This window comes from Acidovorax sp. A1169, from assembly GCF_030704685.1.
In the GTDB taxonomy this organism is placed as follows: domain Bacteria; phylum Pseudomonadota; class Gammaproteobacteria; order Burkholderiales; family Burkholderiaceae_C; genus Acidovorax.
Genome location: NZ_JAUZDX010000012.1, coordinates 70,142 through 84,326, shown reverse-complemented (window position 1 = coordinate 84,326; position 14,185 = coordinate 70,142). Strand labels below are relative to the sequence as shown.

Annotated in this window: 11 protein-coding genes and 1 pseudogene; 4 read left to right on the top strand and 8 right to left on the bottom strand. The window is 65.1% G+C overall.

Features of this window, described 5'->3' with window-relative positions; translation table 11 throughout:
* Nucleotides 1-10: 10 nt before the first annotated feature.
* Complete coding sequence (locus QYL93_RS19430; protein ID WP_305745185.1) at nt 11-595, top strand: YceI family protein; 585 nt, start codon at nt 11-13, stop codon at nt 593-595.
* Between the two features lie 60 nt (nt 596-655).
* Here QYL93_RS19430 and QYL93_RS19425 read toward each other — a convergent pair whose 3' ends face one another.
* Complete coding sequence (locus QYL93_RS19425) at nt 656-1,408, bottom strand: ATP-binding cassette domain-containing protein (protein WP_305745184.1); 753 nt, start codon at nt 1,406-1,408, stop codon at nt 656-658.
* 225 nt (nt 1,409-1,633) lie between these two features.
* Between QYL93_RS19425 and QYL93_RS19420 the strand changes: the two genes are divergently transcribed.
* Nucleotides 1,634-2,254, top strand: a complete 621-nt coding sequence (locus tag QYL93_RS19420; protein WP_305745183.1) for a VOC family protein — start codon at nt 1,634-1,636, stop codon at nt 2,252-2,254.
* Between the two features lie 69 nt (nt 2,255-2,323).
* Here the strand turns inward: QYL93_RS19420 and QYL93_RS19415 are convergent, their stop codons facing one another.
* The 3 genes from QYL93_RS19415 to QYL93_RS19405 are packed head-to-tail and all read right to left on the bottom strand — an operon-like array spanning nt 2,324 to nt 3,100.
* Nucleotides 2,324-2,488 (bottom strand): hypothetical protein, encoded by a 165-nt coding sequence (locus QYL93_RS19415; protein WP_305745182.1) that lies wholly within the window; start codon nt 2,486-2,488, stop codon nt 2,324-2,326.
* Nucleotides 2,489-2,527: 39 nt separating this feature from the next.
* Nucleotides 2,528-2,965, bottom strand: coding sequence for an ATP-binding cassette domain-containing protein (locus QYL93_RS19410; protein ID WP_305745273.1), 438 nt, complete (start codon nt 2,963-2,965; stop codon nt 2,528-2,530).
* A gap of 6 nt (nt 2,966-2,971) precedes the next feature.
* Nucleotides 2,972-3,100 (bottom strand): hypothetical protein, encoded by a 129-nt coding sequence (locus QYL93_RS19405; protein WP_305745181.1) that lies wholly within the window; start codon nt 3,098-3,100, stop codon nt 2,972-2,974.
* A gap of 36 nt (nt 3,101-3,136) precedes the next feature.
* On the opposite strand from QYL93_RS19405, the pseudogene QYL93_RS19400 reads away from it, so the two are divergent.
* A pseudogene (locus QYL93_RS19400) lies at nt 3,137-3,520 on the top strand (aldehyde dehydrogenase family protein); the annotation flags it as partial.
* A gap of 55 nt (nt 3,521-3,575) precedes the next feature.
* Here the strand turns inward: QYL93_RS19400 and QYL93_RS19395 are convergent.
* The 4 genes from QYL93_RS19395 to QYL93_RS19380 all read right to left on the bottom strand — a co-directional run bounded on the left by QYL93_RS19395 (nt 3,576) and on the right by QYL93_RS19380 (nt 10,920).
* Nucleotides 3,576-5,198 (bottom strand): SpoVR family protein, encoded by a 1,623-nt coding sequence (locus QYL93_RS19395; RefSeq protein WP_370877008.1) that lies wholly within the window; start codon nt 5,196-5,198, stop codon nt 3,576-3,578.
* 5 nt (nt 5,199-5,203) lie between these two features.
* A complete protein-coding gene (locus QYL93_RS19390; RefSeq protein WP_305745179.1) occupies nt 5,204-6,475 on the bottom strand; it encodes a YeaH/YhbH family protein in 1,272 nt (423 codons plus the stop codon).
* A gap of 326 nt (nt 6,476-6,801) precedes the next feature.
* Nucleotides 6,802-8,724 carry a PrkA family serine protein kinase gene (locus tag QYL93_RS19385; RefSeq protein ID WP_057201290.1) on the bottom strand — a complete coding sequence of 641 codons (1,923 nt, stop codon included), beginning with the start codon at nt 8,722-8,724 and terminating at the stop codon, nt 6,802-6,804.
* 339 nt (nt 8,725-9,063) lie between these two features.
* Nucleotides 9,064-10,920 (bottom strand): M48 family metallopeptidase, encoded by a 1,857-nt coding sequence (locus tag QYL93_RS19380; protein WP_305745178.1) that lies wholly within the window; start codon nt 10,918-10,920, stop codon nt 9,064-9,066.
* A gap of 296 nt (nt 10,921-11,216) precedes the next feature.
* Here QYL93_RS19380 and QYL93_RS19375 point away from each other — a divergent pair, with 296 nt between their 5' ends.
* The gene (locus tag QYL93_RS19375; protein WP_305745177.1) at nt 11,217-14,114 is read left to right on the top strand and encodes a valine--tRNA ligase; all 2,898 of its coding nucleotides are present in this window, start codon (nt 11,217-11,219) and stop codon (nt 14,112-14,114) included.
* Nucleotides 14,115-14,185: the final 71 nt, after the last annotated feature.

Below are 14,185 nucleotides of genomic sequence, written 5' to 3'. Positions count from 1 at the left end.
AGTTGTTTACATGCGCAAGTCTTCGTTCGCCCTGCTCGCCCTGGCCGCAGCCGCCGTTCTGTCCACGGGCGCAGCCCAGGCCCAGAGCGCCGCCTACGCCATCGATCCGACGCACACCTTCGTGACGTTCGAGATCAGCCACTTCGGCGCCACGACCAACCGCGGCCGCTTCGACAAGAAGGAAGGCACTGTGCAGTTCGACCGCGCCGGCAAGACCGGCAAGGTGGAGATCACGGTGGACACCACGTCGATCAACTCCGGCACGCCCCCGTTCGACAAGCACCTGCAAAGCCCTGACATCTTCAACGCGGCCAAGTACCCGACCATCAAGTTCGTGTCCGACAAGTTCACCTTCAATGGCGACAAGGTCAGCGAAGTTGCCGGCCAGCTGACGCTGCTGGACAAGACCCTGCCCGTGACCCTGAAGGCCACGCAGTTCAACTGCTACCAAAGCCCCATGCTCAAGCGTGAAGTCTGCGGCGGCGACTTCGAAGCCACCATCGACCGCACCCAGTGGGGCCTGGACTACGGCGTGCAATACGGCTTCCCCAAGAACGTGCGCCTGGTGGTGCAGATCGAAGCCATCAAGCAGTAATCCACGACGGGCCTTCTGGTCCGCACAAGCCACCCGCGGCACGGCCACGGGTGGCTTTTTTCATGCCAGGCGTGCATCGAGCCGCCAGCCTTCGGCATGCCATGCCCAGACATGCGTGGGCGCCAGCGCCGCCAGGAAATGCAGATCGTGCGACACCACCAGCAGCGCACCGGTGAAGCCCTGCAGCGCCACCTGCAAGGCCTCCACCGAGGCCAGGTCCAGGTGGTTGGTGGGCTCGTCGAGCACCAGCACCTGGGCGTCGCAGACGAAGGCCCCGGCCAGCGCCACGCGCATGCGCTCGCCGCCGCTCAGGCCTTCCGCACTGGCGTCGGCAGGCAGATGCCCCAGGTCCAGCGCCTGCAGCGCGCGCTGCCAGCGCGCGGGCAGGTCCCACTGGCCATCGGCCCGCAGCAGGTCTTCGGGCGTGCCCTGGCCCGCCTCCAGGCGCGCCAGCGCGCGCAGCACGGGTGCCAGGCCCGCGAGGTCGGCCACGGTGCTGCCGGGGCTGCCCTGCACCTCCTGCGCCACGGCATGCAGGCGTGCGCTGCGCAGCACCTTGCCCGTGGTGGGCTGCAGCCGGCCCAGCAGCAATTGCAGGAACACGCTCTTGCCCACGCCGTTGGCGCCGACGATGCCAGTGGACCCGGCGCCCAGGGCGATGTCCAGGGGCTGGCTCCACAAGGGCTGCCCATCGGGCAGCGCCCAGACAACGCCCTGGAGCTGGAGCGAAAGAGAAGAAGAAAAGGAAACAGAAGCGGCAGCAGCCTTGCTGCCGCCACGGGCGCGCTGGCCCGAATGATTGGTCGTCGCCATACCTGAAGCACTCCACGGTCACCACAAGACCGCACCAGCCTTCGGGCAGGTGCGGGACAGCGTGAAAACGGGCTTACAGGCGCATCGGTGAAAACACCTCGGGGGGATGGCGAGGACCGCAATGTACCGCAAATGGCCCTTTTTCTAAAATTCCCTTTACGTAAATCAATTACGAATAGTAGAATTTCCACATCGACACCAGCATCGATCCAAGGAGACAACCGCATGAATGCCGTTCTGAAGCCCGACCTCGCCAGCCTGCCCGCACCTGCCGCCTTCCAGCAGCTGCACCACTACGCCTACAAGGCGCGCGACGCGGAGGAAACGCGCCAGTTTTACGAGGACATCCTGGGCCTGCCGCTGTACCACATCATCCAGAGCGACCACGTGCCCAGCACGGGCGAGTACTGCCCCTACACGCACTTCTTCTTCCGATTGAAGGATGGTTCGTTCATCGCCTTCTTCGATCTGGGCGACGACGTGAAGGCCGAGCCCTCGCCCAACACCCCGCTGTGGGTCAACCACATCTCGTTCCGCGTGGACACGGTGCAGGAGCTGCAGAACACCAAGGAGCGGCTGGAGGCTTTCGGCATCGAGGTGCTGGGCGTGACCGACCACCACATCTTCAAGAGCATCTACTTCTTCGACCCCAACGGCATCCGCCTGGAGCTCACGGCGCAACTGGCCGATGCCAACGCCATGGCCAAGGACAGCACCGTGGCCCATGCGCGCCTGAAGGAGTGGACGGCCCGCAAGGAGCAGTGGCGCAAGGAGCGCGCCGAAGGCAAGGCAGCCGAGCCGCTCAAGCCCCAGACCAACGACCGGCCTGAATTCGCCAAGGGCTGAATTCGGCCTCGGCAAAAAAGGCGCCACCCTTGCGGGCAGCGCCTTTCGCATTTCTGCACAGGCCGGTCGCTAAGCAGCGTCCAGCTCCGCCAGCAAGTCGCTGGTGGTGGCCGCCCCCAGCAGCGCACGCGTGTAGGGCTGCTGCGGCCGGTCGAAGATGTCGGCCACGCTGCCCTCCTCCACGATGCGGCCGTTCTCCATCACGATGATGCGGTCGGCGATCTCGGACACCACGGCCAGGTTGTGCGAGATGAAGAGGCAGCCGAAGCCGCGCTAGGCCTGCAGGCGCCGCAGCAGCTCCAGCACCTGCTTCTGGATGGTCATGTCCAGGGCCGAGACGCGCTCGTCGGCCACCACAAAGGCGGGCTTGCGCACCAGGGCCCGTGCAATCGCCACACGCTGGCGCTGGCCGCCCGACAGGGCATGCGGGTAGCGTTCGCCGAAGCCGGCCAGGCCCACCTCGCCGAGCATGGCGTCCACCGTGGCCTGCAGCGCATCGCGCGTGAGCGGCGGGCCGTGGCGCAGCGGCTCGGCCACGATGTCGCGCACGCGCTGGCGCGGGTCGAGCGAGGAATACGGGTCCTGGAACACCAGTTGGCAGGCCAGGCGGAATTCGCGCCGCCCCGCCGCATCGGCCTGACCCAGCGGCGTGCCGCGAAAGCACACGTCGCCGCCCGCCACGGGCAGCAGGCCGATCATGGCGCGTCCCAGCGTGGTCTAGCCCGAGCCCGCCCCCCCGACCACAGCCACCACCTCACCCGGCTGGATGGTCAGCGACACACCGCGCACCGCCAGCTTGGGCGTCGCCTTGGACAGCCAGCCCTGGCGTGCGCCGGGAAAGCTCACATGCACCTCCTTGGCCTCGATCAGCGGTGCCTGAACGAGGGCCTCACCCACGGCTACTTTGTGCAGCCCACGGTGTTTGCCGATGTGCGCAACACCAAGGCCATCGCGCGCGAGGAGGTCTTCGGCCCAGTGCTGTGCATCCTGCCGTACACCACAGAGGAAGAGGCCATTGCGATCGCCAACGACACGCCCTACGGCCTGTCGGCCTATGTGAGCGCGCCCGACCTGGCCCACGCCCGCCGCATCGCCCGGCGCCTGCGCGCCGGCATGGTGCACCTCAACGGCGCACGCGCCGACCACGCAGCGCCCTTCGGCGGCTACCGGCAGTCGGGCAACGGCCGCGAGTGGGGGCGCATGGGCTTCGAGGAGTACCTGGAGGCCAAGTCGATGTTCGGGTACGAGGAAGCACTGGCCGCCTGAGCAGGCGTGCCTGGCGCATGAAGCGGCAGGCACGTCCAGCCCTTCATCCATCCCTTCATTCCGTGGGCGCGGGCACCGAGTGCAGCAGCACCGGGTGGTTGCCATAGGCGTCCACGCTCTCGATCTGCACGCCAAAGCCCCACAGGCGCGCCACATGCCGCAGCACCTCCTGCGTGCCGTCGGCCAGCGGGCGGCCCTGGTACTGGGTGTGGCGCAAGGTCAGGCTGCGGTCACCGCGCAGGTTCACGTTCCACACCTGGATGTTGGGCTCGCGCGTGCCCAGGTCGTACTGCTGCGACAGCAGCTGGCGCAGGTTGCGGTAGCCGTTTTCGTCGTGGATTTCGCTGACCAGCAGCTCGCTCTGGCGCGTGTCGTCGTGCAGGGCGAACAGGCGCATCTCGCGCATCAGGTGCGGGCTCAGGTACTGGCCGATGAAACTCTCGTCCTTGAAGTTGCGCATGGCATGGTCGAGCGCGGGCAGCCAGGGGGTGCCCGCGATGTCGGGGAACCATTGCCGGTCTTCGGCCGTCGGGTTCTGGCAGATGCGCTGGATGTCGCGGTACATGCCAAAACCCAGTGCGTAGGGGTTGATGCCGCTGTAGGCGCGGTGCCCCACGGGGGGCTGGAAGATGACGTTGGTGTGCGAGCCCAGCCACTCCATCATCACCCCGTCGCTGAGGTAGCCCTCGTCGTACAGCGAATTGAGCAGGGTGTAGTGCCAGAAGGTGGCCCAGCCTTCGTTCATGACCTGGCTCTGGCGCTGGGGGTAGAAATACTGCGCGATCTTGCGCACGATGCGCACGATCTCGCGCTGCCAGGGCTCCAGCAGCGGCGCGTGCTTCTCGATGAAGTACAGGATGTTTTCCTGCGGCTCCTGCGGAAAGCGGTTGTGCTCCAGCGCCGCGCCGTCCTTGCCGGGGCGCGTGGGCAGGGTGCGCCACAGGTCGTTCACCTGCTGCTGGGCATAGGCCTCGCGCTGCGCGCGCTCCAGGCGCTCGCGCGCCAGGTTTTTCTTGGACGGGCGGCGGTAGCGGTCCACGCCGAAGTTGGCCAGCGCATGGCACGAGTCCATGAGCCGCTCCACCTCGTCGAAGCCGTAGCGCTCCTCGCACTGGGCCACGTAGTCCTTGGCGTAGACCAGGTAGTCGATGATGGAGGAGGCGTCCGTCCACATGCGAAACAGGTAGTTGCCCTTGAAGAAGCTGTTGTGCCCGTAGGCGGCATGGGCGATCACCAGGGCCTGCATGGCCGTGGTGTTCTCCTCCATCAGGTAGCTGATGCAGGGGTTGGAGTTGATGACGATCTCGTAGGCTAGGCCCATGTGGCCGCGCCGGTAGCGCCTCTCGGTGGCCAAAAATTCCTTGCCGTAGCTCCAGTGGCGGTAGTTCACCGGCATGCCCACGCTGGAATAGGCATCCATCATCTGCTCGGCGGTGATGACTTCGAGCTGGTTGGGGTAGGTATCGAGGCCGAAGCGCTCGGCGGTGGCGGCGATCGCAGCGTGGTAGCGCTCGATCAGTTCGAAGGTCCAGTCGCTCGGATCGGGCAGCGGCTGCGCGGGCCGCGCCCCGGCGGGCAGGGGCTGCTCGGGCACGGTGCGGTGGCGGCGCTCACCGACGACGGCGGTCTTCCAGGGGTTGTCGCGCAGGCGCCGCTCCAGCACCGGGTACTGGGCCATGTGGTTCATAACTGCACCCCCTCTTTCTTGAAGAGGTCGCGGAACACGGGATAGATATCGCCCGGCTCGGAGACCTTGCGCATGGCGAAGTTGGAAAACTGCGACTGCAGCAGGCTGTACTCCTCCCACAGGTTCTGCTCTTCCTGGGCCACCTGCACATAGGCGAAGTAGCGCACCAGTGGCAGGATCCGGTCCACCAGCAGGTTGCGGCAATTGCCGCTGTCGTTGGTGAAGTTGTCGCCATCGCTGGCCTGGGCGGCGTAGATGTTCCAGTCCCCCGCAGGGTAGCGCGCGCGGATGATCTGGTCGAGCAGCACCAGCGCGCTGCTGACCACCGTGCCGCCGCTCTCGGTGGAGTGAAAGAACTGCTCCTCGCTCACCTCGGCGGCCTGCGTGTGGTGGCGGATGAAGACGATGTCGATCTTCTCGTAGTGCCGCGTGAGGAACAGGTACAGCAGGATGAAGAAGCGCTTGGCCAAGTCCTTGCGCGCCTGGTCCATGGAGCCCGAGACGTCCATCAGGCAGAACATCACCGCCTGGCTGTTGGGCACCGGCACCTGCACGCGGGAGCGAAAGCGCAGGTCGATGGGGTCCAGGTAAGGGATGCGACCGGTGCGCTCCTTGAGCTCCTCGATGCGCAGCCGCAGCGCGGCCGCTTCGTCGGTGGTGCCGTTGCCTTCTTGCACCAGGGCATCGAGCTGCACCTGCATAGCCGCCCGTTCGCGCTGCGCCGACTGGCCCAGGGCGATGCGCCGCCCCAGCGCTCCGCGCATGGTGCGCAGCACCGCCAGGTTGTTGGGAATGCCGTTCTGGCTGTAGCCGGCGCGGCGCGGCTTGTACTTCGGGGTCTCGCCGATGTGCGTGCGCAGCAGGTTGGGCAGCGCCAGGTCCTCGAAGAAGAGCTGCATGAACTCTTCCTTGGTCAAGGTGAAGGTGAAGTCGTCCTCCCCCTCCCCGCTGTCGCTGGCCTGCGAGCCGCCACCGCCCCCCGCCCCGCCCTGGGGCCGCTGGATGCGGTCGCCGCGCACATGCTCCGCGTTGCCCGGGTGCACCATGTCGCGGATTCCGCCCTGGCCATGGTGGAACACCGGCTCGCCGATGTCCTTTTTGGGAATGCTGATGCTCTCGGCCTGCTCGATGTCACGGATGCCGCGCTGCGAAACCGCACGGCGCACGCTCTCGGCGATCTGCTCCTTGAAGCGTCGCACAAAACGTTCGCGGTTACCCACCGATTTGTTCTTGCCGGCGAGCCTGCGGTCGATGATTTGCAATGCCATCCCTTGCCCCCATCATGGGCCAGCGCCCCTTAGAACCTGTTCAATATCTTTTTGCAGCCGCGTTGGAGTGCAATCGGGATGAGTGGATGCTTCGGATGCGCCGCATGGGCTCATGCCCATGCAAGCAGCCGGGGCGTCCAATCGCCCGATTTCACTCCAACCCGGAGGGCAAGTCGCTTTTCGGGCGGTCTGCGGCGTTGCGGCGCTTGCCAATAGCCGAGCTATTGGCTGCTCACCGCGCCTAGCATCCCATCCCGAAAAGGGGCTTGCGCGGCTCCAAAAAGATATTGAACAGGTTCTTAGAGACACGCTGGCATTCCGGTCCATCAACTGCTTTTGCGCACGCGCAGGTACCACTCGCACAGCAGCCGCACCTGCTTGGGGGTGTAGCCCTTTTCCACCATGCGGGTGACGAAGTCCTCGTGCTTGCGCGCCTCCTCGGCGCTGCCCTTGGCGTTGAAGCTGATGACCGGCAGCAGCTCCTCGGTGTTGGAGAACATCTTCTTCTCGATCACCAGGCGCAGCTTCTCGTAGCTGGTCCAGCTCGGGTTGTTGCCCTGGTTGTTGGCGCGTGCGCGCAGCACGAAGTTGACGATCTCGTTGCGAAAATCCTTAGGGTTGGCAATGCCCGCCGGCTTCTCGATCTTTTCGAGCTCGGCGTTGAGCGCGCCGCGGTCGAAGACCTCGCCGGTATCGGTGTCGCGGTACTCGTTGTCCTGGATCCAGTAGTCGGCGTAGGTGACGTAGCGGTCGAAGATGTTCTGCCCGTACTCGCTGTAGCTCTCCAGGTAGGCCGTCTGGATCTCCTTGCCGATGAACTCGGCATAGCGCGGCGAGAGGGACTCCTTGATGTAGCTGGTGTACTTGGTCTCCAGCTCGGCAGGGAACTGCTCGCGCTCGATCTGCTGCTCCAGCACGTACATCAGGTGCACCGGGTTGGCCGCCACCTCGGCACTGTCGAAGTTGAACACCTTGGACATGATCTTGAACGCAAAGCGCGTGGAGATGCCGGTCATGCCCTCGTCCACGCCCGCGTAGTCGCGGTACTCCTGGTAGCTCTTGGCGCGCGGGTCGGTGTCCTTCAGGCTCTCGCCGTCGTACACCTGCATCTTGCTGAAGATGCTGGAATTCTCGGGCTCCTTCAGGCGCGTGAGGATGGCGAACTGCGACATCATCTTCAGCGTGCCCGGCGCGCACACGGCGTTGCCCAGCGACGATTCGCGGATCAGCTTTTCGTAGATGCGGATCTCCTCGCTCACGCGCAGGCAGTACGGCACCTTGACGATGTAGATGCGATCGAGGAAGGCCTCGTTGTTCTTGTTGTTGCGAAACGCCTTCCACTCGCTCTCGTTGCTGTGGGCCAGCACCACGCCATCGAACGGGATGGCGCCAAAGCCTTCCGTGCCCTTGTAGTTGCTCTCCTGGGTGGCGGTGAGCAGCGGGTGCAGCACCTTGATGGGCGCCTTGAACATCTCCACGAATTCCAGCAGGCCCTGGTTGGCCAGGCACAGGCCGCCGCTGTAGCTGTAGGCATCGGTGTCGTCCTGGGCAAAGGTTTCGAGCTTGCGGATGTCCACCTTGCCCACCAGGCTCGATATGTCCTGGTTGTTCTCGTCGCCCGGCTCGGTCTTGGCAATGCCCACCTGCTTCAAGATGCTGGGGTAGCGCTTGACCACCTTGAACTGGCGGATGTCGCCGCCGAACTCCTCCAGCCGCTTGACCGCCCAGGGCGAGAGCACGCGCTGCAGGTAGCGCCGGGGAATGCCGAACTGCTCCTCGAGCACCGGGCCGTCCTCCACCGCGTCGAAAAGGCCCAGCGGCGACTCGTTCACCGGCGAGCCCTTGATCGCATAGAACGGCACCTTCTGCATCAGGTACTTGAGCCGCTCGGCAATGGAACTCTTGCCACCGCCCACCGGGCCCAGCAGGTAGAGGATCTGCTTGCGCTCCTCCAGCCCCTGCGCAGCGTGGCGAAAGAAGCTCACCACCTGCTCGATGGAATCCTCCATGCCGTAGAACTCGGCGAACGCGGGGTAGCGCTTGATCACCTTGTTGGCGAAGAGGCGCGACATGCGCGGATCGTTGCGCGTGTCGACCGTCTCGGGATCTCCAATGGCGGCCAGCATGCGCTGGGCCGCCGTGGCATACGTCATGGGATCACGCTTGCACTCGGCGAGGTACTCGTCGATCGACATTTCCTCTTCACGGCTACGGGCGTAACGCGAGGCGAAATTGCTGATGGCATCCATACGACCTCCTGTGGTGGCACCCTGCGCATGGGTGCCACGGTTTGCAGTGGGAATCGCTAACGGCTCAGTCCTTTTTAGCACCACCGCCTGCCTTTGAACAGGTAATTCGTGTAGGCGCGCAACGCTTTTATCGCCGCCTGCACATGCTTCGATAGAGCATGGCACACTGCACAAGTTCACTCGCTTTGCGCATTCAGTGAACGTGGAACGCCAGGGATTTCCCGGGTATATGCATATGCCCGGCTGTGGTGCCGCACTGCGCCTGACCTCGCTGTGGCTCGATGCCATTGCCATGCCCTGATGGCACCCATCGACGCGCCGGAGCACAAGGCGCCGGAATCAGCCTTCGTTCTGGTGCGCGCGCATGATCTGGTGGCGCTGCCAATAGTGGCCCACGGTGGCGTTGAAGTCGTCTTTCTCCTTCTTCAGGCCACCGAGTTTGATCTTGCTGGTCTTGGCGCCAAGGCCCAGGGCATTTTTCTCGGGGTGGGTGACGACGAGCGCATTGCCAAAGCTGCTTTCCTTGAATTCCAAGGCCTTGACCGCGTCCCAGAACACGGTGGTGCCGTCGGCAGAAGTGCTGATGCCGTCGATGCTGACCGTCACCGTCTCGCTGCCTTTCAAGGCAAACTGCACCGGCGGAAAATACTGCAGCACCAGCGCCCGCTCCTCGTCGGTGGCGGGCTCGTAGCGGTAGGCCAGGCTGCGTTCGTGGTCGGCCGCAAAGGCCTGCTCGTATTCGCCCCACATGCGCTGCTCGATGGCATCGGCCGTGAGGATCTGCTGCGCCCAGGTGGCCACAGGTGCCCGCGTGACGATGGCGCCATAGGCGCTCTCGGGCAGCCTCACCCCCACGGCGCGCATGCGCTCGGTCATGGCAGGGTGCGAGTCGAATGGGTGGGGCACGTTGGCGGTCTTCATCTCCTGCAGGAAGTCGGCCGATGCGGCATAGGGTGGCAGCCCCTGGGCCACGTAGCTGGCAATGCCCAGCGCCGCAGAATCGTGCCTGCGGTTCTGGCCGAAGAGCTCGCTCTCGATCCTGGAGCGGTACTGCGCATAGGCAGCAATCTTGATCAGCGACTGCGCGATCGCCTCGGGCGAGATGAGCTTGGCGGCGATGCGGTCGGCCTTGAACTCGCGCTCGCGGCTCTCGCGCGCCAGGGCCACCTCGAAGATCATGCGGTACAGGTCCAACAGCGGTGCGACCACCGCCGTGAGCCCGCCGGTGCGCATGGCGTGGCGGTAATGGTCGTACTGGCTGATCTTGGGGCCCAGCAGCGCGCTGCTCTTGGTGTCGCCACCGCGCAGGTGGGCCAGTTCATGGCCGAAGACGGCATCGGCTTCCGACTGGTCCAGCAGGCGCAGCAGGGGGATGCTCACGAACAGGGTGCGCCCCGTGAGCTGCTGACCGCCCACGGTGAGCGGCGCCTCGGTGACGAAGAAGTTGGCGTCGATGCCGGCCACGATGTGCCTGGGCGGCTCGGTCTTGAGGCGGCCGGCCATGTGGCGGATGCGCTTCCACAGCAGCGGCGCATCGGCCTCGGTCACAAGCTCTCCGTCCACGCGGTTGTTCAGCTGCACGCGCTTGAAGATGCCCTTGACGGCCAGGAACACGCCGCCAGCGACCAGAATCCCCACCAGGATGATGAGCTTGGGCGAATACTTGTGAAAGAAGAAGGCCGTCACCCAGAACGACAGCCACACCGCCAGCGCCCCCTGCACCACCAGCGAGGCGGCGCTGGCCCAGGTGGTCAGGTGCCAACCGGTGACGAAGCTGGTGTACTGCATCTTGCGGTCGACGAAGGCCAACGCGCCCAAGCCCAGCACCGCCGCCAGCAGGACGACCCCGGCCACCATGCTCCACAGCGAGACCTTGCGCACCAAGTTGAACTGCCATAGCTCGCCATAGGTCTCGCACATCGACTCGCGGTATTCCGCCACCTGAGGGCTCTTGTTGGTACAGATGGTGGACGGCGGGTGGGCGCGGTAGAAGTCTTTCTGCGCCTGCTTCTCGGCCGCGGGCATGCCCTTTTCGGCATCGATGCGCTGGCTGATGCGGGCGATGAACTGGGCGTCCTCGTCGCGCTGCGTGTAGCCGGTGAACAGGTAGGCGGCCAGCGGGACCAGGAGCAGCGAGACCAGACAGTAGGCGAAGGTCTTGGCCAGGCCCACGCGCAGGGCGGAGGGGATGTTCATAGGAAAAGCGGACAGGATGTTGGAATGTTTTTGGGATCCGGCAAGGCACCAGGGGTAGGCACGCCCCCTTTGGGCCGGATTATCGGCAAACATCTGCTTTCCGCCAGCCGCACAAGGTAACAATTGGACAAGTGGCAGAACGACCTGTCTGAGAGGCAAAAACCCGCCAACCACCCCCTGCCACCCGCCCGCGCAGAGCGCTGCCGGACCTGGCTTGCAGCTGACTTAAAATGGCCGGTTCCACCCTCTCGAACGTGGAGGCAGCCCCCGGGCGGCCCCACCACCAGCCCTACCCCATGAGCTCGCCCCTGCAACAAACCGGCCTCGACAGCCTTTCCAAGTCCTTTGAACCCGCCGCCCTGGAGGCCCATTGGGGCCCCGAATGGGAACGCCGAGGCTACGGTGTAGCGGGCTTTCGGGGCACCGGCGCAGCGCAGGCGGGCGAGCCGGCGTTTTCCATCCAGTTGCCGCCACCCAATGTGACCGGCACGCTGCACATGGGCCATGCGTTCAACCAGACGATCATGGACAGCCTGACGCGCTACCACCGCATGCGCGGCTTCAACACGGTCTGGGTGCCCGGCACCGACCACGCCGGCATCGCCACGCAGATCGTGGTGGAGCGCCAGCTGCAGGAGCAAGGCATCAGCCGCCACGACATGGGCCCCACCCCGCACGAAGCACGCAAGAACTTCGTCGCCAAGGTCTGGGAGTGGAAGGAGCAGAGCGGCAACACCATCACCACGCAGATGCGCCGCATGGGCGACAGCGTGGACTGGAGCCGCGAATACTTCACCATGGACGACAAGCTGTCCAAGGTGGTGACCGACACCTTCGTGAAGCTCTACGAGCAGGGCCTGATCTACCGCGGCAAGCGCCTGGTGAACTGGGACCCCAAGCTGCAGTCCGCCGTGTCCGACCTGGAAGTCGAGAGCGAAGAGAAGGACGGCTCGCTGTGGCACATCGCCTACCCGTTGGCCGACGGTTCTGGCAGCCTCACCGTGGCCACCACCCGCCCCGAGACCATGCTGGGCGACGTGGCGCTGATGGTGCACCCTGAAGATGCGCGCTACACGCACCTGATCGGCAAGAACGTGGTGCTGCCCCTGGTGGGCCGCGAAATCCCCATCATTGCCGACGACTACGTGGACAAGGAGTTCGGCACCGGCGTGGTCAAGGTCACGCCCGCGCACGACACGAACGACTATGCCGTGGGCCAGCGCCACAAACTGCCGATGATCGTGGTGCTGACGCTGCAGGCCACCATCAACGACAACGCCCCCGAAAAGTACCGCGGCCTGGACCGCTTCGTGGCGCGCAAGGCCATCGTGGCCGACCTGGAAGCCTCGGGCGCCCTGGTGGAGACCAAGAAGCACAAGCTCATGGTGCCCATCTGCACCCGCACCGGCCAGGTGGTGGAGCCCATGCTGACGGACCAGTGGTTCGTGGCCATGAGCAAGGTGAGCGAGCAGGACCCCACGGGCAAGAGCATCGCGCAGAAGGCCATCGACGCGGTGGCCACAGGCGAGGTGCAGTTCGTGCCCGAGAACTGGGTGAACACCTACAACCAGTGGATGAACAACATCCAGGACTGGTGCATCAGCCGCCAGCTGTGGTGGGGCCACCAGATTCCGGCCTGGTACGACGAAGACGGCAATGTAATCGTGGCCCGCAACGAAGCCGAAGCCCAGGCCAAGGCCCCGGGCAAGACGCTGCGCCGCGATGAGGACGTGCTGGACACGTGGTATTCCTCCGCCCTGGTGCCTTTCAGCACCATGGGCTGGCCTGAACAGGGCGATGCGCCCACCGACGACTACAACCTGTACCTGCCCTCTTCGGTGCTGGTGACGGGCTACGACATCATCTTCTTCTGGGTTGCCCGGATGATCATGATGACCACGCACTTCACGGGCCGCGTGCCCTTCAAGCACGTGTACATCCACGGCCTGGTGCGCGACGCGCAGGGCAAGAAGATGAGCAAGTCCGAAGGCAACGTGCTCGACCCGGTGGACCTGATCGACGGCATCGCCCTCGACCCGCTGCTGGACAAGCGCACCACCGGCCTGCGCAAGCCCGAGACCGCGCCCACGGTGCGCAAGAACACGCAAAAGGAGTTCCCCGAGGGTATCCCCGCCTACGGTGCCGATGCGCTGCGCTTCACCTTTGCGGCGCTGGCCAGCCTGGGCCGCAGCATCAACTTCGACAGCAAGCGCTGCGAGGGCTACCGCAACTTCTGCAACAAGCTGTGGAACGCAAGCCGCTTCGTGCTGATGAATTGCGAGGGCCAGGACTGCGGCCTCAAGGAGCACACCAAGGAAGAGTGCCAGCCCGGCGGCCCCGCCCACGGCTACATGCACTTCAGCCAGGCCGACCGCTGGATCTCGTCGCTGCTGCAAAAGACCGAGGCCGAGGTGGCCAAGGGCTTTGCCGAGTTCCGCCTGGACAACGTGGCCAACACGATCTATGACTTTGTCTGGAACGAGTTCTGCGACTGGTACCTGGAAATTGCCAAGGTGCAGATCCAGACCGGCACCGAGGCCGAGCAGCGCGCCACGCGCCGCACGCTGATCCGCACGCTCGAAGCCATCCTGCGCCTGGCGCACCCCATAATCCCGTTCATCACCGAAGCCCTGTGGCAGACGGTGGCGCCGGTAGCCGGCCTGAAGGGCGACTCGGTCAGCATCGCCCGCTACCCCGAGGCGCAGCCGAGCAAGATCGACGAAGCCGCCATTGCGCACATGCAGCGCGTCAAGGGCCTGGTGGACGCCTGCCGCACCCTGCGCGGCGAAATGAACGTCTCGCCATCCACCCGCCTGCCCCTTTACACCGTGGGCGACACCGAGTTCATGCGCGGCGTGGCACCGGTGTTGCAGTCACTGGCCAAGCTCAGCGAAGTGAAGGTGTTCGACGACGAGGCCGCGTGGGCCGCCGCCGCACAGGCCGCCCCCGTGGCCGTGGTGGGCGAGGCGCGCATGTGCCTGCACATGGAGATCGACGTCGAAGCCGAGAAGGCCCGCATCGCCAAGGAAATCGCGCGCCTGGAAGGCGAATTGGCCAAGGCCAACGCCAAGCTCGGTAACGAGGCCTTCGTGGCCAAGGCCCCGCCCGCAGTGATCGACGAGGCCAAGAAGCGCATCGCCGATTTCACCGCCACGCTGGGCAGATTGCGCGATCAGCTGACACGCCTGGGGTAAAAATCCCGCGATACTGAGGGCAGATACGCCCGGCTCCGTGCCGGGCCCTGCCCTCTTTCTATTTCCCATTC

Coding starts and splice junctions, on each gene's coding strand:
- QYL93_RS19395 (WP_370877008.1), bottom strand. CDS start 5,198: ATGGCCCAGTACCCGGTGCTGGAGCGGCGCCTGCGCGACAACCCCTGG.
- QYL93_RS19420 (WP_305745183.1), top strand. CDS start 1,634: ATGAATGCCGTTCTGAAGCCCGACCTCGCCAGCCTGCCCGCACCTGCC.
- QYL93_RS19390 (WP_305745179.1), bottom strand. CDS start 6,475: ATGGCATTGCAAATCATCGACCGCAGGCTCGCCGGCAAGAACAAATCG.
- QYL93_RS19385 (WP_057201290.1), bottom strand. CDS start 8,724: ATGGATGCCATCAGCAATTTCGCCTCGCGTTACGCCCGTAGCCGTGAA.
- QYL93_RS19375 (WP_305745177.1), top strand. CDS start 11,217: ATGAGCTCGCCCCTGCAACAAACCGGCCTCGACAGCCTTTCCAAGTCC.
- QYL93_RS19430 (WP_305745185.1), top strand. CDS start 11: ATGCGCAAGTCTTCGTTCGCCCTGCTCGCCCTGGCCGCAGCCGCCGTT.
- QYL93_RS19380 (WP_305745178.1), bottom strand. CDS start 10,920: ATGAACATCCCCTCCGCCCTGCGCGTGGGCCTGGCCAAGACCTTCGCC.
- QYL93_RS19425 (WP_305745184.1), bottom strand. CDS start 1,408: ATGGCGACGACCAATCATTCGGGCCAGCGCGCCCGTGGCGGCAGCAAG.